21 protein-coding genes are annotated in these 20988 nt (G+C 73.2%); 15 read left to right on the top strand and 6 right to left on the bottom strand.

Annotation, left to right across the window (positions count from 1 at the left end; all coding sequences use genetic code 11):
• Positions 1-292: 292 nt before the first annotated feature.
• The 7 genes from QOL88_RS08175 to QOL88_RS08145 all read left to right on the top strand — a co-directional run bounded on the left by QOL88_RS08175 (position 293) and on the right by QOL88_RS08145 (position 7054).
• On the top strand, positions 293-1420 hold the full coding sequence (locus tag QOL88_RS08175) for a ParA family protein (protein ID WP_078625596.1): 1128 nt from the start codon (positions 293-295) through the stop codon (positions 1418-1420).
• Positions 1405-1986: a hypothetical protein gene (locus tag QOL88_RS08170; protein WP_179878800.1), complete on the top strand. Its 582-nt coding sequence runs from the start codon at positions 1405-1407 to the stop codon at positions 1984-1986. The genes QOL88_RS08175 and QOL88_RS08170 overlap by 16 nt, the downstream gene beginning before the upstream one ends.
• A gap of 402 nt (positions 1987-2388) precedes the next feature.
• A complete protein-coding gene (locus tag QOL88_RS08165; RefSeq protein ID WP_257027628.1) occupies positions 2389-3480 on the top strand; it encodes a segregation and condensation protein A in 1092 nt (363 codons plus the stop codon).
• Positions 3477-4127, top strand: a complete 651-nt coding sequence (scpB, locus tag QOL88_RS08160; protein ID WP_097215785.1) for an SMC-Scp complex subunit ScpB — start codon at positions 3477-3479, stop codon at positions 4125-4127. Before QOL88_RS08165 ends, scpB begins: the two co-directional genes overlap by 4 nt.
• An 11-nt stretch (positions 4128-4138) precedes the next feature.
• On the top strand, positions 4139-5257 hold the full coding sequence (locus QOL88_RS08155) for a pseudouridine synthase (protein WP_097215784.1): 1119 nt from the start codon (positions 4139-4141) through the stop codon (positions 5255-5257).
• A 61-nt stretch (positions 5258-5318) separates the two neighbouring features.
• Entirely contained in the window at positions 5319-6038 is a 720-nt protein-coding gene (locus QOL88_RS08150) for an NUDIX hydrolase (RefSeq protein WP_097215783.1), read from the top strand.
• The gene (locus QOL88_RS08145) at positions 6035-7054 is read left to right on the top strand and encodes an ADP-ribosylglycohydrolase family protein (RefSeq protein ID WP_097215782.1); all 1020 of its coding nucleotides are present in this window, start codon (positions 6035-6037) and stop codon (positions 7052-7054) included. The genes QOL88_RS08150 and QOL88_RS08145 overlap by 4 nt, the downstream gene beginning before the upstream one ends.
• Before the next feature lie 24 nt (positions 7055-7078).
• Here the strand turns inward: QOL88_RS08145 and QOL88_RS08140 are convergent, their stop codons facing one another.
• Complete coding sequence (locus tag QOL88_RS08140) at positions 7079-7519, bottom strand: Rieske (2Fe-2S) protein (RefSeq protein WP_097215781.1); 441 nt, start codon at positions 7517-7519, stop codon at positions 7079-7081.
• Positions 7520-7698: 179 nt separating this feature from the next.
• Here QOL88_RS08140 and aroH point away from each other — a divergent pair, with 179 nt between their 5' ends.
• The 5 genes from aroH to der all read left to right on the top strand — a co-directional run bounded on the left by aroH (position 7699) and on the right by der (position 12158).
• Positions 7699-8061 carry a chorismate mutase gene (gene aroH, locus QOL88_RS08135; protein ID WP_031106761.1) on the top strand — a complete coding sequence of 121 codons (363 nt, stop codon included), beginning with the start codon at positions 7699-7701 and terminating at the stop codon, positions 8059-8061.
• Complete coding sequence (locus QOL88_RS08130) at positions 8058-9143, top strand: prephenate dehydrogenase (protein ID WP_097215780.1); 1086 nt, start codon at positions 8058-8060, stop codon at positions 9141-9143. Before aroH ends, QOL88_RS08130 begins: the two co-directional genes overlap by 4 nt.
• Positions 9144-9279: 136 nt before the next feature.
• Positions 9280-9942, top strand: coding sequence for a (d)CMP kinase (cmk, locus tag QOL88_RS08125; RefSeq protein WP_373559273.1), 663 nt, complete (start codon positions 9280-9282; stop codon positions 9940-9942).
• Entirely contained in the window at positions 9939-10586 is a 648-nt protein-coding gene (locus QOL88_RS08120) for a lysophospholipid acyltransferase family protein (RefSeq protein ID WP_097215778.1), read from the top strand. Before cmk ends, QOL88_RS08120 begins: the two co-directional genes overlap by 4 nt.
• A 78-nt stretch (positions 10587-10664) precedes the next feature.
• A complete protein-coding gene (gene der, locus QOL88_RS08115; protein WP_097215777.1) occupies positions 10665-12158 on the top strand; it encodes a ribosome biogenesis GTPase Der in 1494 nt (497 codons plus the stop codon).
• A 61-nt stretch (positions 12159-12219) separates the two neighbouring features.
• Here der and QOL88_RS08110 read toward each other — a convergent pair whose 3' ends face one another.
• A complete protein-coding gene (locus tag QOL88_RS08110) occupies positions 12220-12624 on the bottom strand; it encodes a hypothetical protein (protein WP_097215776.1) in 405 nt (134 codons plus the stop codon).
• Positions 12625-12709: 85 nt separating this feature from the next.
• Positions 12710-13492, bottom strand: coding sequence for a DUF8842 C-terminal domain-containing protein (locus QOL88_RS08105; RefSeq protein ID WP_097215775.1), 783 nt, complete (start codon positions 13490-13492; stop codon positions 12710-12712).
• Positions 13493-14036: 544 nt separating this feature from the next.
• On the opposite strand from QOL88_RS08105, the gene QOL88_RS08100 reads away from it, so the two are divergent.
• Positions 14037-14669: a LysM peptidoglycan-binding domain-containing protein gene (locus tag QOL88_RS08100; RefSeq protein WP_097215774.1), complete on the top strand. Its 633-nt coding sequence runs from the start codon at positions 14037-14039 to the stop codon at positions 14667-14669.
• 72 nt (positions 14670-14741) lie between these two features.
• Here QOL88_RS08100 and QOL88_RS08095 read toward each other — a convergent pair whose 3' ends face one another.
• Genes QOL88_RS08095 through QOL88_RS08085 form a run of 3 tightly spaced genes read right to left on the bottom strand, consistent with a single transcriptional unit; the run spans position 14742 to position 19005 of the window.
• A complete protein-coding gene (locus QOL88_RS08095) occupies positions 14742-15383 on the bottom strand; it encodes an ATP-binding cassette domain-containing protein (RefSeq protein WP_097215773.1) in 642 nt (213 codons plus the stop codon).
• Positions 15380-18526, bottom strand: a complete 3147-nt coding sequence (locus QOL88_RS08090; RefSeq protein ID WP_097215772.1) for a branched-chain amino acid ABC transporter permease/ATP-binding protein — start codon at positions 18524-18526, stop codon at positions 15380-15382. The genes QOL88_RS08095 and QOL88_RS08090 overlap by 4 nt, the downstream gene beginning before the upstream one ends.
• Positions 18526-19005, bottom strand: coding sequence for a hypothetical protein (locus QOL88_RS08085; protein WP_097215771.1), 480 nt, complete (start codon positions 19003-19005; stop codon positions 18526-18528). The genes QOL88_RS08090 and QOL88_RS08085 overlap by 1 nt, the downstream gene beginning before the upstream one ends.
• Positions 19006-19150: 145 nt before the next feature.
• Here QOL88_RS08085 and QOL88_RS08080 point away from each other — a divergent pair, with 145 nt between their 5' ends.
• Both QOL88_RS08080 and QOL88_RS08075 read left to right on the top strand, forming a co-directional pair.
• Entirely contained in the window at positions 19151-19714 is a 564-nt protein-coding gene (locus QOL88_RS08080) for an MTB12 C-terminal domain-containing protein (protein WP_179878799.1), read from the top strand.
• The gene (locus QOL88_RS08075) at positions 19689-20975 is read left to right on the top strand and encodes an ABC transporter substrate-binding protein (protein ID WP_097215770.1); all 1287 of its coding nucleotides are present in this window, start codon (positions 19689-19691) and stop codon (positions 20973-20975) included. Before QOL88_RS08080 ends, QOL88_RS08075 begins: the two co-directional genes overlap by 26 nt.
• The last annotated feature ends 13 nt before the right edge of the window (positions 20976-20988 follow it).

Here is a 20988-nt window from a genome sequence, read left to right as displayed (position 1 = left end):
GGTCACTTCGCGATTCTCGCGCAACTCGCCTCGAACGTAACCCTTCAACCGATTCGCACACCGGTGAAACCTGCCGTGCGACGGCCGTACGCCCTTGACAGCGGGATGTTTCATTGCCGACACATCGGGCCGGGTCCGGCGGATTGTGTTGCTGCGGACGCCCGACACGCCATAGAGTCGCCAGCTGTCGGCATGGTGCCACGCTGACCTGTCTAGAAGTTTCCTGGTCACCAAGGAGGTAAGACGACTTGTGAATGAGTCGACATTTACTCCCGGGGGTGGCCAACCAGGAATGCCTGCACGGGACCAGGAGCCCGCGGGATTCGCGGCTGTCGGCTCCGTCGCTGTGCGCACCTTCGCAGCCCACCAGAGTCAGCAGGCGACTCACACAGCACACCAGAAGATGGATGGCCATCACGTGAACGCCATGGCCGGCGACGGAAGTGGCGCGCCCCACAACCACTTCGCCGACTACGACGAACTGCCCGAGGGGCACTTCTACGACCCCGACGCGGAGTACGAGCCCGATCCCGAGTACGCGGCCACTCTCGCGCCCGACGCTGCCAGACAGCGCCGCGAGCGCGTCGGTCCGACCGGGCGCCCGCTGCCGTACTTCCCGATCCCGGGCCCGCTGCCCGAACACGGACCCGCGAAGATCATCGCGATGTGCAACCAGAAGGGCGGCGTGGGCAAGACCACGTCGACCATCAACCTGGGTGCCGCGCTCGCGGAGTACGGACGCCGGGTCCTGCTCGTGGACTTCGATCCGCAGGGCGCGCTGTCGGTCGGACTCGGCGTCAACCCGATGGAGCTCGACCTCACCGTCTACAACCTGCTCATGGAGCGGGGGATGGCGGCCGACGAGGTGCTGCTGAAGACGGCGGTCCCCAACATGGACCTGCTGCCCAGCAACATCGACCTGTCGGCGGCCGAGGTCCAGCTCGTCTCCGAGGTCGCCCGCGAGTCGACGCTGCAGCGCGCCCTGAAGCCGCTGCTGCCCGACTACGACTTCATCGTCATCGACTGCCAGCCCTCGCTCGGCCTGCTCACGGTGAACGCCCTGACGGCCGCGCACAAGGTGATAGTGCCTTTGGAGTGCGAGTTCTTCGCGCTGCGTGGTGTGGCCCTGCTGACGGAGACCATCGAGAAGGTCCAGGAACGGCTCAACCCGGAGCTGGAGCTCGACGGCATCCTCGCCACGATGTACGACTCGCGCACGGTGCACAGCCGTGAGGTGCTCGCGCGTGTGGTCGAGGCGTTCGACGACCACGTCTACCACACGGTCATCGGGCGCACGGTCCGCTTCCCGGAGACCACGGTCGCCGGAGAGCCGATCACCACGTACGCCTCCAACTCCGTCGGTGCCGCCGCCTATCGCCAGCTCGCCAGGGAGGTGCTCGCCCGGTGTCACGCCGAGTGAGTCTGCCGGGGGCCGACGAACTCTTCCGTACGACAGGGGGGATGGCGCTTCAGTCGTCCCAGCCCAGGCGTCAGGCCAACGGTGACGCCCGGGTGCCCGCTCCGGCGGGGGAGGGCGACGCGGCGGCCGCGGAGGACGCGCCGCAGTCGGTGCCCGCGCAGGGCGGTGACGGTGAGGGTCCGGAGCACGTCGCGGCGGACGCGGAGCCGGCCGAGGCCGGGGAGGCCCACAGCCGTTCCGCTGCCGCCGAGCGCTCCGGCTCCGCCGGTCGGCAGACGGCGCAGGAAGGTTCTGCCGCCGGTGCCGCGGGGGCCGCGCCCCGCAAGCGCGGTCGGAGTCCCTCGCGCCGCCCCAGCGGCCGTGAGCGGCACGACGAGAAGATCACGGTGTACGTGTCGGCCGAGGAGCTCATGGACCTGGAGCACGCCCGTCTGGTGCTCCGCGGCGAGCACGGCCTGGCCGTGGACCGCGGACGCATCGTCCGCGAGGCGGTCGCGGTGGTCCTCGCCGACCTGGAGACCCGCGGAGACGCCAGCATCCTCGTACGACGACTGCGCGGGCGGTAGCGGTAGCCTGCGGGGGCCATGACCTCGAACGCTTCCCCACCTCCCCCCGGCGGCCCGGCCGGCCGCCGGCGTGCGCTGGGGAGGGGGCCGGCGGCTCCGCCGGCTGAGCCGAGAGAGGCCGCGCCGCATACCTCACCGGAGGAAGCCGGCCCCGCTGCTCTGCCGGTCGAGCGGACCGGCACCGAGGCGGCCGAGTCGCCCGGGCCCTCCGTGGATGGTGACGGGACGGCTTCGCCGGTCGGGCTGGGGGCGGAGGCGGTTTCGTACGGGGCGTCGCCCGCGAGTGAGAGCGTCGCGCCGCTGGGGCGCGTTGCCCCGGTGGCCGAGCCGAGTTCCTCGCCCCGCGACGCCGGGCCCGTGACTGAGCGGGCCGGATCCCTGAAAGCCACCGCCCCCGGGCCCATGGCACTGCCTGCGGAGGCCGCCGGGCGCATGGCGCCGCCTGCGGACGTGGTCGAACCCATCGAGCCGAACGCGAACGCGGCCGGGCCGGTGAAGCCGCCTGCGGACCCGGCCGGGCCCGTCGCGCGGCCTGCGGGTGCGGCCGGGGCGGTGGTCGTGGGGGAGGCGAGCGGGAATGGTGCCGAGGCGCGGGCCGCCGGTGTGGTGACCGTGTCCGAGGGGTCTTCCGCATCCGCCCCGAGCCCCACGCCCCCCGCCGGGGACGCCGACGCGGCGGCGGACGACGGGGTCTTCAAGGTTCGGCTCGCCAACTTCGAGGGGCCCTTCGATCTGCTGTTGCAGTTGATCTCGCGGCACAAGATGGATGTCACCGAAGTCGCGCTGTCGAAGGTGACCGATGAGTTCATGGCCCACATCCGGGCGATGGGGCCGGACTGGGACCTGGACGAGACGACCGAGTTCCTGGTCGTCGCCGCCACCCTGCTCGATCTGAAGGCCGCCCGGCTGCTGCCCGCCGCCGAGGTGGAGGACGAGGGCGATCTGGCGCTGCTCGAAGCACGGGACCTGCTGTTCGCCCGGCTGCTGCAGTACCGCGCGTACAAGCAGATCGCCGACATCTTCAGCGGGCGGCTCGACGACGAGGGCCGGCGCTACCCCCGTACCGTCGGCCTCGAAGCGCACCACGCCGAGCTGCTGCCCGACGTCGTCATCAGCATCGGGGCGGAAGGATTCGCCAAGCTCGCCGTGAAGGCGATGCAGCCGCGTCCCAAGCCGCAGGTCTACGTGGACCACATCCACGCCCCGCTGGTCAGCGTGCAGGAACAGGCGCAGATCGTCGTGGCCCGGCTCAGAGAGCTCGGCGAGGCCAGTTTCCGGGCGCTCGTGGCGGACACCGACGACACCCTGACCGTCGTGGCGAGGTTCCTCGCCCTGCTGGAGCTGTACCGCGAGAAGGCCGTCGCGCTGGAGCAGGAGACCGCGCTCGGGGACCTGCTCGTACGGTGGACCGGCGGCGACGGTGACGAGACCCCGACCGTCACCGACGAGTTCGACCGGCCTCCCGAGCCGCCGAAGGAGGAGAAGAAGGCGTGAGCGAGCGAACGACCGAGCTGCCGACCGGACCGCGTACCGTCGCCGACCTCGATCTGAAGCCGGCCCTGGAGGCCGTCCTCATGGTCGTGGACGAGCCGGCGACCGAGGAGCACCTCGCGAAGATACTGGAGCGGCCCGGACGCCAGATCGCGGACGCCCTGCGCGAGCTGGCCGACGAGTACACCGTCCAGGGCCGCGGTTTCGAGCTGCGCTACGTCGCGAACGGCTGGCGCTTCTACACCCGGGCCGCCTACGCCCCGGCCGTCGAGCGCTTCGTCCTGGACGGCCAGCAGGCCCGCCTCACCCAGGCAGCCCTGGAGACCCTGGCGGTCGTCGCCTACCGGCAGCCGGTCACCCGCAGCCGGGTCTCGGCCGTCCGCGGAGTCAACTGCGACGGTGTCATGCGCACCCTCCTCCAGCGCGGTCTGATAGAGGAGGCGGGCACGGAACCCGAAACAGGTGCGATCCTGTACAGGACGACGAACTACTTCCTGGAGCGGATGGGCCTGCGCGGTCTGGACGAGCTCCCGGAGCTCGCGCCCTTCCTCCCGGAGGCGGAGGCGATCGAGGCCGAGACCCAGGAAGGCGTACCGTCGTTCGACCCGGACGCACCCGATGCGCCGGGTTCCGACGACGCAGACGACTAGACGGAATATTGATGCGAAGCAGCAGCGGCAGGAACAGCAGCGGAAACAACGGCGGGAGCCGTGGTGGCAACAGCGGCGGCCGCGGCGGGAGTGGCGGTGGCCGCGGAAACTTCCGCGGCGCCGGCAACAACCGCGACGACAAGCAGGGCAGCGGCCGTCCGAAGAAGCCGCGCCCGGAGGAGCGGCGCTACGACGTCGGCCCCGGCGCCACGCAGGACGGCCCGAAGTCGGGCCGCGGCCCCTCGGCCCGCGGTGGCGCCAAGGGCGGCCCCAAGCAGGGCCAGCGCTCCGGCGGGACGGCTCCGGCGCGCTCCCGCGAGTACGAGACGCGCACGGAGGAGCGCAACCGCGACCGGTACGCCGGGAAGAAGGAGGTCAAGCTCCCGAAGACCTTCCCCGGCGCCGAGCAGGAGGGCGAGCGGCTGCAGAAGGTCCTCGCCCGCGCGGGCTTCGGCTCCCGGCGCTCCTGCGAGGAGCTGATCGAGCAGGCCCGCGTCGAGATCAACGGCGAGATCGTCCTGGAGCAGGGGCGGCGCGTCGACCCGGAGAAGGACGAGATCAAGGTCGACGGCCTGACCGTCGCCACACAGAGCTACCAGTTCTTCTCGCTCAACAAGCCCGCCGGTGTCGTGTCCACGATGGAGGACCCGGAGGGCCGGCAGTGCCTCGGTGACTACGTCACCAACCGCGAGACGCGGCTCTTCCACGTCGGCCGGCTCGACACCGAGACCGAGGGCGTCATCCTGCTCACCAACCACGGTGAGCTGGCCCACCGGCTGACCCACCCGAAGTACGGCGTGAAGAAGACCTACCTCGCGCACATCGTCGGGCCCATCCCGCGTGACCTGGGCAAGCAGCTCAAGGACGGCATCCAGCTGGAGGACGGCTACGCCCGCGCGGACCACTTCCGGGTCGTCCAGCAGACCGGCAAGAACTACCTCGTCGAGGTCACCCTCCACGAGGGCCGCAAGCACATCGTGCGCCGGATGCTGGCTGAGGCCGGTTTCCCGGTCGACAAGCTGGTCCGGGTCTCCTTCGGGCCGATCACCCTGGGCGACCAGAAGTCGGGCTGGCTGCGGCGGCTGTCCAACACGGAGGTCGGCATGCTGATGCAGGAGGTCGACCTCTAGACCTTGTGAGTGACCGGCACCCCCTTTATAGTCGTGCTGACCATAAAGGGGGTGCCGGTGCATGAACGGCTACGACAAGTACGCTCACGAGCCCTTCGCCGTCACTGTCGACCTCGCGGTGTTCACGCTGCGGGAGGGCGCGCTGCACGTGCTGCTCGTCGAGCGAGGGCAGGAGCCGTACGCCGGGTGCTGGGCCCTGCCCGGCGGGTTCGTGCAGCCGGACGAGTCGGCGGAGACGGCGGCCCGGCGTGAACTCGCCGAGGAGACCGGCCTGTCCGACGTCTCGGGGCTGCATCTGGAGCAGCTGCGGACCTACAGCGAGCCCGGCCGCGACCCCCGGATGCGGGTCGTCTCGGTCGCCTTCGCGGCGCTGCTGCCCGACGCCCCCGAGGCGCACGGCGGCAGCGACGCGGCGCAGGCCCGCTGGGTGCCGTACGGCACAGCGGGGCCGCTCGCCTTCGACCACGACCGCATCCTGGCGGACGCCCACGACCGCGTCGGCGCCAAGCTCGAGTACACCTGCCTCGCCACCGCCTTCTGCGCGCCCGAGTTCACCCTCGGCGAGCTCCAGCAGGTCTATGAGACCGTGTGGGGCACCGAACTCGACCGGCCCAACTTCCGGCGCAAGGTGCTCGCCACGCCGGGCTTCGTCGCACCCGTTCCCGGCGCCGCGCGACTGACCGGCGGCCGCGGCAAACCCGCCGCCCTGTACCGCGCCGGCACCGCCACCGCCCTCCACCCGCCTCTCCTCCGGCCCACCCGGGAAGGACGCCCCGCATGACCACCCTCGTCCACAAGCAGGCCGCCACCGGAGCGCTCACGGGTCTCGCGCTCGGGGATGCGCTGGGCTATCCCACCGAGTTCTACGACGTCCCCTCGATCCTCGCCAAGTGCGGGCCGTGGCGGCAGATGGAGCTGCCGAAGCGTGCCTTCGTCTCGGACGACACCCAGATGACGCTGGCGCTCGGCCGGGCGGTGCGCACGGCGACGGACCGGGGGCTGCTCACCCCGCTGGGGCTGGCCCGGCCTCTGCGGGAGGAGTTCGTGACCTGGTACCAGTCCCCGGAGAACAACCGGGCTCCGGGCCGCACCTGCATGAAGGCCTGCTCCCTGCTGAAGGACGAATCCCGCCCCTGGCAGGACGCCAGCCAGATCGAATCCAAGGGCTGCGGTGCCAACATGCGCGTCGCGCCGCTGGGCCTGGTGTCCGGCCTGAGTGACGAACAGCGCGCGGGAGCCGCCCAGTTGCAGTCCGCCCTCACCCACGGGCACCCCACCGCGCTCGCCGCGTCCGACCTCACCGCGCACGCCGTACGCCTGCTCGCGCAGGGCGCGGAGCCGACCGGGCTGATCGGGCTGCTCCGCTCGTACGCCCTGGAGAACCGCGGCCACTACCACGAGCGCTGGCTCGGTGACCTGTGGCGGCGCGCCGGGGACCCCAGCCCCGGGCAGTTCATCGCGCGCGGCTGGGACGAGTGCCTGGAGATCCTCGAACGGCTCCAGCACGCCGTGCGCACCGTCTCGCCGGAGACCGACCCCTGCCTGGCCACCGGCGAGGGCTGGATCGCCGAGGAGGCCCTGGCGACCGGGCTGCTGTGTTTCCTGCTCTTCGCCGACGAACCGGTGACGGCCCTGCGCCGCGCCGCGTGCACCGCCGGCGACTCGGACTCGATCGCCTGCCTCACGGGCGCCTTCGCGGGCGCCTACCTGGGTGCGGAGGCCTGGCCCGCCGAGTGGGCCGACCGCGTCGAGTACCGGACCGACCTGCTCACCCTCGGGGCACTGTGGGACGCGTGACGGCCCGGTGCCGGGCGCGGGCGCTCAGGTGAGGCGGATCGAGTTCCCCTCCACGGTGATCTGCTCGGCGGGCAGGGGCTGGGTCGCCGGGCCGTGGGCCACCGCACCGTCGGCGATCTTGAACTTGCTGCCGTGGCAGGGACAGTTGATCGTGCCGTCGGAAACGGACCCCACCAGGCAGTGCATGTGGGTGCAGATCGCCGAGAAGGCCTTGAGCTGACCCTGCTCCGGCTGGGTCACCACGACCTTCTCGTCACTGAAGATCTTGCCGCCGCCGACCGGGATCTCGTCGAGGTTGGCCAGGACCTGGCCGGCGGCCCCGCTCGTCGCGCCGTCGCCGGTGGGGGACTGCGTCGACGCGGAGCCGCTGTCGTCACCGCCCCCGCCACAGGCCGCGACGAGCGCCGTCGCACCGGTCGCGCCCGTCGCGAGGAGAACCGTGCGGCGCGTGGTCTCGTAGGTCATGTCGTCACTCCGAAAGTGCCGAAGAGGGGTAAATCGGAATTTGCATCATCTTGGCACCGAACTTACCCAAACGTGCCGACCCTGGCGTCTCACCGGGCGGGCGCCGCGCCCCCGGGCAGCCCGGGCTGACTAGGCTGGTCGGACGTAGAGCGACACGCACGTCAGCAAGGAGCATCGCCGTGGCGGTACGAGCGGTCCGGGGCGCCGTCCAACTCGAACGGGACGAGGCCGGGCACATGGACGAGCAGGTCGGAGCCCTGCTCACGGAGATCCTGGAGCGCAACGATCTCGCCGCCGACGACCTGATCAGTATCTGGTTCACGGCCACGCCCGACCTGCACAGCGACTTCCCGGCCGCCGCCGCCCGCAAGCTGGGCATCGTCGACGTGCCCCTCATCTGCGCCCAGGAGCTGGACATCGAAGGCGCCATGCCGCGTGTCGTCCGGGTCCTCGCGCACATCGAGTCCGACCGGCCCCGCGCCGACATCGCCCACGTCTACCTCGGTGCCGCCGCCGCCCTGCGCAAGGACATCGCCCAGTGAGGACCGCACTCGTCATCGGCACCGGCCTGATCGGGACGTCCGCCGCCCTGGCCCTGTCCCAGCGGGGCGTCACCGTGCACCTCGCCGACCCGGACCCGGAGCAGGCCCGTACGGCGGCCGCCCTCGGCGCCGGCACCGACGAGGCGCCGGACGGGCCCGTCGACCTCGTGATCGTCGCCGCCCCGCCCGCGCACGTGGCGGACGTGCTCACCGATGCCCTCAGCCGCGGTGCGGGACGCGGCTACCTCGACGTCGCCAGCGTGAAGGGCGGGCCGCGCCGCGAACTGGAGGCACGCGGCCTCGACCTGTCGGCGTACATCGGCTCGCACCCCATGTCGGGCCGGGAGAAGTCCGGACCGCTGGCCGCGACCGGCGACCTCTTCGAGGGCCGGCCCTGGGTGCTGACCCCGACCCGGGACACCGACGCCGAGGTGCTGAACCTCGCCCTCGAGCTGGTCTCGCACTGCCGGGCCGTGCCGGTGGTCATGGACGCCGACGCCCACGACCGTGCCGTCGCCCTCGTCTCCCACATGCCCCACCTGGTCTCCAGCCTGGTCGCCGCGCGGCTGGAGCACGCAGAGGAGTCCGCCGTACGGCTGTGCGGGCAGGGCATCCGGGACGTGACGCGGATCGCCGCCTCCGACCCCCGGATGTGGATCGACATCCTCTCCGCGAACCCCGCGCCGGTCGCCGACCTGCTCACGGACGTCGCCGCCGACCTGGAGGAGACCGTGCGGGCCCTGCGCGCCCTGCAGTCCTCCGACGACCACAAGCGCCGCGAGGGCGCCGGCGGTATCGAGGACGTGCTGCGGCGCGGCAACGCCGGGCAGGTCCGCGTCCCCGGCAAGCACGGCTCCGCGCCCCGGGCCTACGAGGTCGTGGCCGTGCTCATCGACGACCAGCCGGGACAGCTGGCCCGGATCTTCGCCGACGCGGGCCTGGCCGGCGTCAACATCGAGGACGTACGGATCGAGCACGCCACGGGGCAGCAGGCCGGTCTGGTGCAGCTGATGGTGGAGCCGAAGGCGGCCCCGGTCCTGAGCGCCGCGCTGCGGGAGAGGGGCTGGGCGCTCCGGCAGTAGGGCGGGCCGCGAGGGGCCGACCGACGCGCGGCCGGACGAGTGACGCGAACCCAGTAACCTTGTGCGGGGCACTCTCGCCCTCACCCCCGCCGAGCCCGGTCCAGGAAGGTCCCCCACTGTGGAAAGCGCCACGCCAGTGATTGTCGCCATCGACGGCCCCGCCGGCACCGGCAAGTCGAGCACCTCGAAGGCCGTGGCGGCCCAGCTCGGGCTGAGCTACCTGGACACCGGCGCCCAGTACCGGGCGATCACCTGGTGGATGGTGAGCAACGGCATCGACATAGACGACCCGTCCGCCATCGCCGCCGCCGCGGGCAAGCCCGAGATCGTCTCCGGCACCGACCCGGAGGGGCCGGCCATCACGGTCGACGGCGTGGACGTGGCCGGTCCGATCCGCACCCAGGAGGTCTCCGCCAAGGTCAGCGCGGTCAGCGCGGTACCCGAGGTGCGCACCCGGATCACCGAGCTGCAGCGCTCGATCGCCGCCTCCGCCGAGCAGGGCATCGTCGTCGAGGGCCGGGACATCGGCACGACCGTGCTGCCGGACGCCGACCTCAAGATCTTCCTCACCGCCTCCCCGGAGGCGCGTGCCGCCCGCCGCAGCGGCGAGCTGAAGGGCTCCGACGTCCAGTCCACCCGCGAGGCCCTGATCAAGCGGGACGCCGCCGACTCCAGCCGCAAGGCCTCCCCGCTCGCCAAGGCGGACGACGCCGTCGAGGTGGACACCACCGAGCTCACGCTGGCCCAGGTCATCGAGTGCGTCGTCACCCTCGTCGAGGAGAAGCGGGCCGGAAAGTGACCGAGCTGCCTTCGGCGCGGGGTGCCGAGGTCGGGCGGCGTATCGGCGTCGGCCTGATGTACGGGCTGTGGAAGCCGCGCGTGCTCGGCGCCTGGCGGGTGCCCGCGACCGGGCCGGTGATCTTCGCGGTCAACCACTCCCACAACATCGACGGTCCGATGGTCATGGGTGTGGCGCCCCGGCCGACCCACTTCCTGATCAAGAAGGAAGCGTTCATCGGGCCGCTGGACCCCTTTCTGCTCGGTATCGGGCAGGTGAAGGTCGACCGCGACACCACCGACCGCACGGCGATCACCCAGGCGCTCGGCGTCCTGGCCGACGGCGGCGTGCTCGGCATCTTCCCGGAGGGCACCCGGGGCGAGGGCGACTTCGCGTCGCTGCGCGCCGGCCTCGCGTACTTCGCGGTGCGCGGCGACGCACCGATCGTCCCGGTGGCCGTGCTGGGAAGTTCCGACAAGCCCGGACGGTTGATAAAGGGGCTGCCTCCGCTGCGCTCCCGCGTCGACGTCGTCTTCGGAGAGCCCTTCGAGGCGGGCGACGGCAGCGGCCGCCGGACGCGCAAGGCGCTGGACGAGGCGACCGGGCGCATCCAGAAGCAGCTCGCGGCCCACCTGGAAAACGCCAGGCGCCTCACCGGGCGCTAGACGACACTGAGTAGTGGATCAGCCCGGAACAGCGGGTACTCCACCGACCACCACGATGAACGACGAGGTACGGACTTCATGAACGACCACATCCAGCCCGACGGCTCGGACGCGTCCGAGGGCGCGCTCGAGCATGACCACGGGGCGCTCGGCGACGCCGAGTTCGCGGAGTTCATGGAGCTCGCCGCGGAAGAGGGCTTCGACCCCGAGGACGTCGAGGGCGCCATCGAGGCGGCGGGCCACGGCCCGCTGCCCGTGCTCGCCGTCGTCGGCCGCCCCAATGTCGGCAAGTCGACTCTGGTGAACCGCATCATCGGGCGCCGCGAAGCCGTCGTCGAGGACAAGCCCGGCGTCACCCGCGACCGCGTCACCTACGAGGCCGAGTGGGCCGGCCGCCGCTTCAAGGTCGTCGACACCGGCGGCTGGGAGCAGGACGTCCTCGGCATCGACGCCTCCGTCGCCGCCCAGGCCGAGTACGCCATCGAGGCCGCCGACGCGGTCGTCTTCGTCGTCGACGCCAAGGTCGGTGCCACCGACACCGACGAGGCCGTCGTCCGGCTGCTGCGCAAGGCCGGCAAGCCGGTCGTGCTGTGCGCCAACAAGGTGGACGGCCCGAGCGGCGAGGCCGACGCGTCATACCTGTGGGCGCTGGGCCTGGGGGAGCCGCACCCGGTCTCCGCGCTGCACGGCCGCGGCACCGGCGACATGCTCGACCAGGTCCTCGAAGTGCTCCCCGAGGCGCCGCGCGAGACGTTCGGCGGGGGCGGCATCGGCGGCCCGCGCCGCATCGCCCTGATCGGGCGCCCGAACGTCGGCAAGTCCTCGCTGCTGAACAAGGTGGCGGGCGAGGAGCGCGTCGTCGTCAACGAGCTGGCGGGCACCACCCGTGACCCGGTCGACGAGCTGATCGAACTCGGCGGCGTCACCTGGAAGTTCGTCGACACGGCGGGCATCCGCAAGCGCGTCCACCTCCAGCAGGGCGCCGACTACTACGCCTCGCTGCGCACGGCGGCCGCCGTCGAGAAGGCGGAGGTCGCGGTCATCCTGATCGACGGCTCCGAGTCCATCTCGGTGCAGGACCAGCGGATCGTCACCATGGCCGTCGAGGCGGGCCGCGCGATCGTCCTCGCCTACAACAAGTGGGACACCCTCGACGAGGAGCGCCGCTACTACCTGGAGCGGGAGATCGAGACCGAGCTCGGCCAGGTGACCTGGGCGCCGCGGGTCAACGTCTCGGCGCGCACCGGGCGGCACATGGAGAAGCTGGTCCCGGCGATCGAGACGGCCCTGGCGGGCTGGGAGACCCGGGTCCCGACGGGCCGGCTGAACGCCTTCCTCGGTGAGCTCGTCGCCGCCCACCCGCACCCGGTCCGGGGCGGCAAGCAGCCCCGCATCCTGTTCGGCACGCAGGCGGGCACCAAGCCGCCGCGGTTCGTGCTCTTCGCCTCCGGCTTCATCGAGGCGGGCTACCGGCGCTTCATCGAGCGCCGTCTGCGCGAGGAGTTCGGCTTCGACGGGACGCCGATCCACATCTCCGTGCGGGTGCGCGAGAAGCGCGGCAAGAAGAAGTAGCGCGAGAACACCGGAAAGGGCGGCCCCGACGGGGCCGCCCTTTCCGGTGTCCGGTGCTCGCTCAGACGCCGCCGCGCCGCCCCGGCGGCAGCCCGGCGGGCACGTAGTGCATCCCCGTGCCGTGCGAGCCGATGGTGCCGACGCGCTGCCACTGCGGCTGCTGCCCGGCGGCATGGCGGGCGCTCTGGGCGCCCGCGCTGTAGGCGCTGTACGAGCTGCCGTACGTGCCCCCGTACGACCCGCCCCCGTACGAGCCCGAACCGTGCGGGGTGTTCCCGAAGGCGGTGAAGCCCAGCTTCTCCTCGCCGCTGCGATCGCCGGGCAGTGCGCGGAAGGACTTGACGTACTCGGCGTAGAGCGCGTCGTAGATCGGCGTGGCCGATGGGCCGCCGTGGGAGTCCTGAGCCGATCGCGCGGACGGGATCGGCGAGAAGGAGTGGCGGCGGGGAACGTCGTATGCGTGCACGTATGTCCAAACGACCCCGCGGGTCAAGGGATGCGGCCCGGGTACGGCTTTCGCGGGTGTACGGGCCGCGCGGGTGACGCGTGGCTCAGGTGCCGGCCAGCGGCAGCGCCGAGGCGACCAGCTTGCCGTTGGCCGCCGCCTTGTCCAGCGCGTCCCGCAGCAGGTCCTCGCGCGGCTGGCGGCCGATCGAGCCGGCGGGCGCGGCGAACATCAGCACCTGCTGGTGCTTGTTGGCGGCCGCGCGCCAGGGGTCGGTCACCTGGAGCGGCTGGTGCGCCTGCCACCAGGCCACCGGCTGGCCGCCGTTGCTGCCCGGCTGGAGCACCGCGTGCAGCTGGCCCACGGCGAGCAGCACCGACCAGCCGTGCAGCACCGGCGGTACGGCGGACAGGTCGGTCAGGGGCATGAAGCCCTGCTCGATGAGCAGCGGCAGGAAGTCGTCGCCGGACCCGGTCGTGCCGGGCCGGGCGATGGGCCCCGTCGGCTCCACCACCAGGGCCGGGTGCAGCTCCCCGCCGATCAGGACGAGCCCGCTGGTCACGCCGAGCACCGCCTGCTCGGGCACCATCTTGTCGGGCTCCAGGTCGACGGTGTCGCCGGCGATGGACTTCACGGCGCCCCGCAGCTGCTCCTCGGTGACCTGCACGACCTGCGAGGGCAGACAGCCGGCGTGGGCGAAGGCGAGGACGGCGGTCTCGTCCCCGATGAACAGGACGGTGCTGGTGCGCTCCTGCTCGGAGTCGCCCGGAGTGCGGCACGACGTGCAGTCGTAGCTGCCCGGGGCGGTCTCTCCGGCGAGCAGGCGGTCGGCTTCTTCGTCGCCGATCTCGGCGCGTACCTCGTCGCTGACGTCGAGCATGCGCGGCACGGGTGGCTCCCTCGGGGATGCGGTGCGTGGCAAAGCCGGGTGGCTCCCGGCCCGTGGTCCGGGTAGGTCCCGGCTCATGAAGGAGACAACGGGTGATCTGTGGCGGGAGTCACGCCCCAGGGCGAACGGAATCGAACCAACCAGCGCACAGGGTCACGCTCGGCGCGGAATCCAGCACTCACCGTCAACTCGCCGTTGTGGCAAGGCTCTTGAGGGAGTGAAGTGGGTCACAGGTCGTCGGGAGGGTGGGCCGACAAATCCGGAAATCCGCTAATGAAGTGGGTGTCCGGAAATAGCCGTTACCCGAGGTATTACCGAACTGGCCTGCCAGGACGGGCGACTGGTTGATGGAAGCCGCCGGCCTCCTTAGATTCCTCCGCCGTGTGCAACGAGCACCGCTCGGGTACGTCCGCCGGCCGCCGGGTTCCCAGGAACCGGGCGCAGCACCGCTCCGGTGGACGGGGCGAGCGCGGCCCCCGCGCCCCATGGCGCGGGAGTGGCGCTCCGCCTTGGGGGAAGCCCGGGTGTTCCGAGAGGGACCTACATGTCCGAATGTGCCGATACCACTCGCTCCACCGCCCGGAGGAACCAGGTTCGAACGACGGCGGTCCTCGCCGGGGCCGCACTGCTCGCGCCCCTCGGACTGCTGGCCGCGACCGGAAACGCCGCGGCGGCCGACAGCGGAGTGTGGGACCGCATCGCCCAGTGCGAGAGCGGCGGCGACTGGCACATCAACACCGGCAACGGCTACTACGGCGGACTCCAGTTCGCCCCCTCCACCTGGAACGCCTACGGCGGCACGGCCTACGCGCCCACCGCCGACCGGGCGAGCAGGTCCCAGCAGATAGCCGTCGCCACCAAGGTCCAGCGCGCCCAGGGATGGGGCGCCTGGCCGACCTGCTCGGCACGCGCCGGGGCGAGCGGCGGCGCACCCGCCGCCGACCCGGTCACCTCCACCGAACAGGCCCCGGCGAAACCGTCGAAGGCGCCGGCGCGTGCCACGGAACACGCGGACCGAGGCTCCTCCCGCGGTGACTACACCGTCCGCCGGGGCGACACACTGAGCGGCGTCGCCGCCCGGCACGGGACCACCTGGCAGCGCCTCTACGCCGTCAACAAGGCCGCCATCGGCAAAGATCCCGACGTGATCGTGCCCGGCCTGCGCCTCGAGTTCTGAGCCGCTGCTCCCCCTCGCCGGGACACGGGCCCCGTCCGGTCGACCGACCGGGCGGGGTCTCGGCGTCCCGGATCACCCGTCGAGCTCACTCGCCTCCCCGGCGAACACGACGGCCCCGCGGCGCAGTTCGTAGACGATCGCGGGCCGCCCCCGCAGAGCGGGCGGCAGCCGCTGTTCGGCCACCACCACGCACGCGTCGAGCGCGCCCAGCAGTGCGTACGTCCGGGCCGCGACCGCGGGCGACATGCCCTGGGCGGGCTCGTCGACGAGCACCACACGCGCGCGGGCGAGCAGCGCCCGGCAGAGGGCGAGCATCCGCTGCTCCCCGCCGGAGAGAGTGCCCGCCCGCCGCTGGAGCAGGGGCCGCAGCTGCGGGTAGGCGTCGAGGGCCACGGCGGGGTCGCGCGCGACGAGTTCGAGGTTCTCGCGCACGGTGAGCGAGCCGAACACGGCCTGCCGCTCCGGCACCAGGCACATGCCGCGCCGGGCGCGTTCGTAGGCGGGTACGCGGGTCACGTCGGCGCCGTCCCACAGCACCGCGCCGCCCGACAGGGGCACCGTGCCCGCCAGGGCGCGCAGGGCGGTGGTGCGGCCGGAGCCGTTGCGGCCCAGCAGCACGGTGAGGCCCGGGCCGGGGGCGGTGAGGCCGATGCCGTGCAGGGCCTCCAGGGGGCCGTAGCGCACGCGCGCGTGGCGCAGGGCGACGGTCGTCATCGGCCGGCCTCCGGTTCCAGGGTGTCCAGGACGCGTCCGGGCGGCCCGGAGGCGACGATCCGGCCCGCGGTCATCACGTGCACGACGTCGGCGAGACCGGCCACCAGGTCCAGGTCGTGCTCCACGACGAGGAGAGCCGTGCCCTCGGCGGCCAGCGCCTTCAGGACCCGGGTCAGTGCGGACACCTCGGCGGTGTCCAGACCCGCGGCGGGTTCGTCGAGGAGGAGGACGCGGGGGCCGCCCGCGAGGACCCGGGCCAGTTCGACGCGGCGCAGCGTCCCGGTGGGCAGCCCGGCGGCGGGCAGCGCGCGCACGGGGCCGTCGAGGCCGAGCAGCCTCAGGGTGCGTTCCACGGCGCCCGGGTCGGTCACCCGCCCCTGCTCGGCACCCACCCGCACGTTCTCGGCCACGGTCAGCGAGGGGAAGACGGCCAGCTGCTGGAAGGTGCGTGCGACACCGAGCCGGGTGCGGGCGTGGGCGGGCAGCGCGGTGATGTCCCGCCCGCCGAGCCGCACCGCCCCGCGCGCGGGCCGCAGCGTCCCGGCCAGACAGTGGAACAGGGTGCTCTTCCCGGCCCCGTTGGGCCCCACGACTGCGGTGATCCGGCCGGGGGAGAGGTCCAGGTCCACCCCGTCGAGGGCGGTGAAGCGGCCGTAGTGCGCGTGGAGGTGGCGGGCGGTGAGAAGGGGGCGGGCGGGGGCGGCGGCGGTGGCCGGTCCCGTGGACGGCGGCGCGCCGCCGCCGGGCGCCGCCGGGCGCCGCCGAGGGCCAGAAGAGGGGCCGAGGGCCGCGTCGGCCCGGGTGGCGGAGGAGCGCCCGGAAGCCTCGGGCGTCGCCTCCGGCCTGGCGGCTGCGGAGGAGTCGGGTGGCTCGGGGCCCCTCTCGTGCCCTCCGGCCGACGGGTGGCCGCCGTTGCTCGACAGGTGGGTGACGGCGCGTCCCGACGGGCCGCGTCCCGTGCGGTCCGTGTCGCCTCTGGGGTCCGTGCGGTCCGTGCGGTCCGTGCGGTCCGTGCGGTCCGTGTCGCGCCGGGACTCGGAGCGGTTCGTGTCGCGCTGGGGGGCCGGGCGGTTCGTGTCGCGCTGGGGGTCTGAGCGGCTCGCGTCGCCCCATGGGCCCGAACGGTCCGTGTCGCCTCTGGGGCCCGAACGGCTCGCGTCGCTCCGTGGGCCCGAACCGCTCGCGTCGCTCCGGAGTTCGCGTCGGCCCCCCGCTCCCGCGCCCTCCGTCCCGCCTGTCACGCCCGTCGCGCCGCTCGGCACCGGTGTCCTCCGGGCCGTCTCCGGCGACGCCGGGCGCAGCCTCCCGCGGGCTCGGGCGCCCGCCGCCGTCAGGGCCGGGGCGCGGCGCGGCCGCAGGCGTTGCGCCGCCGTGCGCAGGGCCTCGTACGGGCCGCCGGGGAACCGGCCCACCAGGATCGCCAGGATGCCGATGAGGGCCGCCGCGAACCCGCCGCGGGTGCCCGCGTCCAGCCCGACCAGGAGAGCCGCCGCGGCGAGGGCGCCGAGCGTGCTGTCGGCGCCCAGCACCACCACCGCCGCGAACCACAGCAGGCCCCGCACGGGGTCATAGGCGGCGGCGTCGAACGCACGCAGACCCATGCCGAGCATGCCACCGCCCAGCGCGGCCAGCGCGGCGCCCGCGACGAAGGCCAGCAGCTTCAGAGAAGGCACGCCGACGCCCGCCGCCTGCGCGCCCCGCTCGTGATCCCGCATCGCCGCCAGGGCCCGGCCCGTCCGCCCCCGGCGCAGCGTGTGCGCCGCCAGCAGCGCGACCGCGAGCAGCAGCAGCTCCAGGACGTAGTACGCCCGGTCCCCGTCGAAGCCCGCGGGGCGGCCCAGCGACAGGCCCGCGGTGACGTACGGCTGGGCGAAGACGAAGCGGCTCACCCCCACGCCGACCGCGAACGTCGCCAGCGCCAGCGCCAGGCCCCGGCGGCCGATCGCCGGCCAGCCCGTCAGCAGACCGAGCGGCGCCACCAGGACCACCGCCACCGCGAGGGCGGCCAGTTCCGGCAACGCGGGCAGCCCCGGGAACCGGCCCGCCGCCAGCAGGGCCGTGAACAGGGCGCCCAGGCCCGCGTACGCCGCCTGCCCCAGCGAGATCTGGCCGCCGCGGCCGGTGACCACCACCAGGGACAGCAGGATCACGGCCAGCGCCGGGACCTGGACCGAGGTGTGCAGGTCCCGGCCGGCGAGCCCCAGCGGCAGCAGGAACAGCACGAGCACCACGATCCAGGCACCCGGCGGGGTCGGCACGCGCGCCGTGGCCGTGCGGGGCAGCGCGTCCCGCTCCCCGACGCCCGGCAGGACCAGGGCCGCGACCAGCAGCGCGACGACGAACAGATTCGTGCCGGCCGCCTGGAGCAGCGGCTCGGCCCAGCCCGACGGGTGCAGCCGGGTCAGCTGGCTCTGCGCCACCCCGATGCCCAGCGCGACGACCACCGCGACGGTCAGGCTCCGCATCCGGGCGGCCACCGCGACCGCGACGACCTCCATCACGAGCAGCGAAAGGCCGTACGGGTCGAGCCGCACGTACGGCGCCAGCAGCACACCCGTCAGACCGGCCGTGAACGAGCCGAACGCCCACCCCGTGGCCGCGACCCGATCCGCGTCGATGCCACCCAGCTCGGCGAGCCGCCGGTCGTCGACCACGGCCCGCAGCTCCCGCCCGAACCGCGTCCGGCGGACCACCGCCGCGACCCCGGCGGCCAGCACCAGCACCACCGCCAGCTGCCCCCACGGCTCGTCCGGCACCAGCACCGGCGCGTCGTCCCGCGCCCCCTGCCCCCACACCAGCGCCGCCCCGCCCACCAGCAGCACGAACACCCCGATGGACGCCACCAGCGTCTGCGCCGGATCACCGCCCAGGACAGCCAGGGGCCGGAACACGAACCGTTCCAGGAGCACACCCAGCCCCGGCGCCAGCACCAGCAGCGTCACCGACGCCCCGAGCCACAGCGGCCAGCCCCACTCGACCACGCACTGCCGCAGCACGTACGCGCACACCATCGCGATCGCGCCGTGCGCGAAGTTCAGCACGCCCGTCGCGCGGTACGTCACGATCAGGCCGATCCCGGTCAGCGCCGCCGCACTGCCGACCGAGAGCCCGGCGAGCGTGAGGTCGTACGTCAGCGAGGACATCAGTCGGTTTCTTCGGCGGGCTCGCAGATCGGGCAGGGGTCCAGCTCGCCGCCGGCCACCAGTTTGGAGTCGACCGGGACCGCCTCCGCCTTGCCCGCGACCAGTGGGCAGTCCGCGCGGTGCCACAGCGTGCCGCCCGGCACCATCAGCAGGTCGCCGCTGACCGCGAGCGGCGCGAGCGCGGCCCGCCCGGTCTCCTCCTCCGGCCCGGCGGGCCCGTCCTCCACCAGCAGGCCGTACAGCTCCTCCACGCGCCGGGCGGCGATCGACTCCCGGCCGCGGGCCAGCAGCACCGCCCCGGCGATGATCAGCGCGGCGCCGGGGATCGTGCAGGAGGCCAGGTAGGGCAGCTGCCGTTCGGCGTAACGCTCGCCGGAGACTCCGTACCAGCCGACGACGCACAGCACCGCGCCGGCGGCCAGGGCCGCCCAGCCGGCCCACAGGACGGGATGCACGGTCCGCAGTCGGCTGGTCCGCATCGCTGGCTCCCACACGTCGGATTCGGCTGTGCGTGCGTCGGGCTGCCTGTTCAAGTCCGCCGATCGCTTGCACTATGCCCTGTGGAAGCTGACCCTGAAAGCACCGGGCGCACATGGCCCGGACCGACACCCGGTGGTGAGCCAGATGGTTCTCGGCAGCGACCTCAAGCGGGGGAACGCGACGGGGGGTCCACGCACCGCGGGCCGGGGTACGGCGATCGCCGCCGCCCTGGTCCTCGCTCTCGCCCCGGCCCTGGCGGCCTGCAGCGACGACAGCGGCGGCGGCAGCGAGTCCACGCCTCCCACCCCGACCGCGGAGCGGACCACGAGCGCCCCGGCCTCCGCGCCGGCGGACCGGGCCGCGGCGGAGGCGGAGATTCGGCAGAACTGGCAGAAGTTCTTCGACCCGAAGACCTCGACCGAGGAGAAGCAGGCCGTCCTGGAGAACGGCGACCGGATGGGCCCGGTTCTCCAGGCCTTCAGCGGCGACAAGCGCGGCGGACAGGTCCAGGCGAAGGTCACCAAGGTCGCGTTCACCTCGGCGACCGGCGCGGACGTGACGTACACGCTCACGCTGAAGGGCGCCACCGCCCTGCCGGACGCCTCCGGCAGCGCCGTCGAGCAGGACGGCACCTGGAAGGTGTCCGCGAAGACGCTGTGCGCGTTGGTGCAACTGAGCGGCAATGCGTCACCGATCCCGGGCTGCTGAGGCCATTGCCGCGGCGCTGCTGCTCGCCCTGAGCGCGGCCTGCGGCAGCCGGCTCCCGGAGAGCGACTTCGAGCACGACGACCGCACCCCCGCGCCCCGCGAGTCCGCGCCCCTGCGGGTCGGCATCATCACCAGCGCCACCAGCCCGGTCGGCGGCAGCGCCTTCACCGGCCCGCGCGACGGCGCCCGGGCCTACTTCGACCGGCTCAACGCGCGCGGGGGCATCGACGGCCGCCCGGTCGAGGTGCGCACCTGCGACGACGGAGGCAGCGGCGTCGGCAACAACGAATGCGTGCACAAACTCGTCGAGGAGGACGAGGTCGTCGCCCTGGTCGCCACCACCGCCCTCGACTACGCGGGCGCCTCCCGCGTCTCCCGAGCGGGCGTCCCCGACATCGGCGGCCAGCCCATCGGCACCGCCTACGACACCTACCCGCACCTCTACGGCATCTACGGCAGCCTCGCCCCCCGCGACGGCACCCCGGGCTGGGACGGAAAGCTGTACGGCGGCACCGAGGTCTACCGCTACTTCAAACGCGAGCACGGCGCCCGCACCGCCGCCGTCGTCTCCTACAACCAGTCCGCCTCGGCCGCCTACGCCCGGCTCGTCGAGCGCGGCCTGCGCGCCGAGGGCTACAAGGTCGTGACCGAGCAGGTCGACTTCGCCCTGCCCAACTTCCGCGCCGTCGCCGCCGACCTCAAGGAACAGGGCGCCGACCTGGTGTTCGACGCCATCGACGGGCACGGCAACGCCCGGCTCTGCCAGGCCATGGACGAGGCCGGCGCCCACGTCACCGCCAAGGTGACCAACGTGCAGAACTGGACGTCCACCGTCGCCGACGACTACAAGGACGCCCCGCGCTGCCGCAACGCCCTGTGGGCGACCGGCGCCAGCCGCAACTTCGAGGACACCGGCAACCCGGCCGTACGGGAGTTCCGCGAGGCGACCAAGGGCCTGAAGACGCACTCCCAGTGGCAGCTGGAGGGATGGGCCGCCGCGCGGTGGTTCACGGACGCCGCGACGTCCTGCGCGGCCACGGGCATCACGCGCGCGTGCGTCGACGCCCACATGAACCGCAGCCAGGGCTACACCGCCGGAGGACTGCTGCTCCCCGTCCGCTTCGACCGCCTGCCCGAGCCGCCGAAGACCAGCCGGACCTGCCTGTCGGTGGCCCGCTGGCAGGACGGCAAGGGCTGGGTGGGGCAGGGGGACATGAACCGCACCTGCTTCACCGTCCCGCAACTGGCCTACGCACCTTGAGGACAGCGGCTGT

It is taken from the genome of Streptomyces sp. Ag82_O1-12 (assembly GCF_900182715.1).
In the GTDB taxonomy this organism is placed as follows: Bacteria; Actinomycetota; Actinomycetes; order Streptomycetales; family Streptomycetaceae; genus Streptomyces; species Streptomyces massasporeus.
Note: the sequence above shows the minus strand (reverse complement) of the source record. Positions and strands in the feature narration are given on the sequence as shown.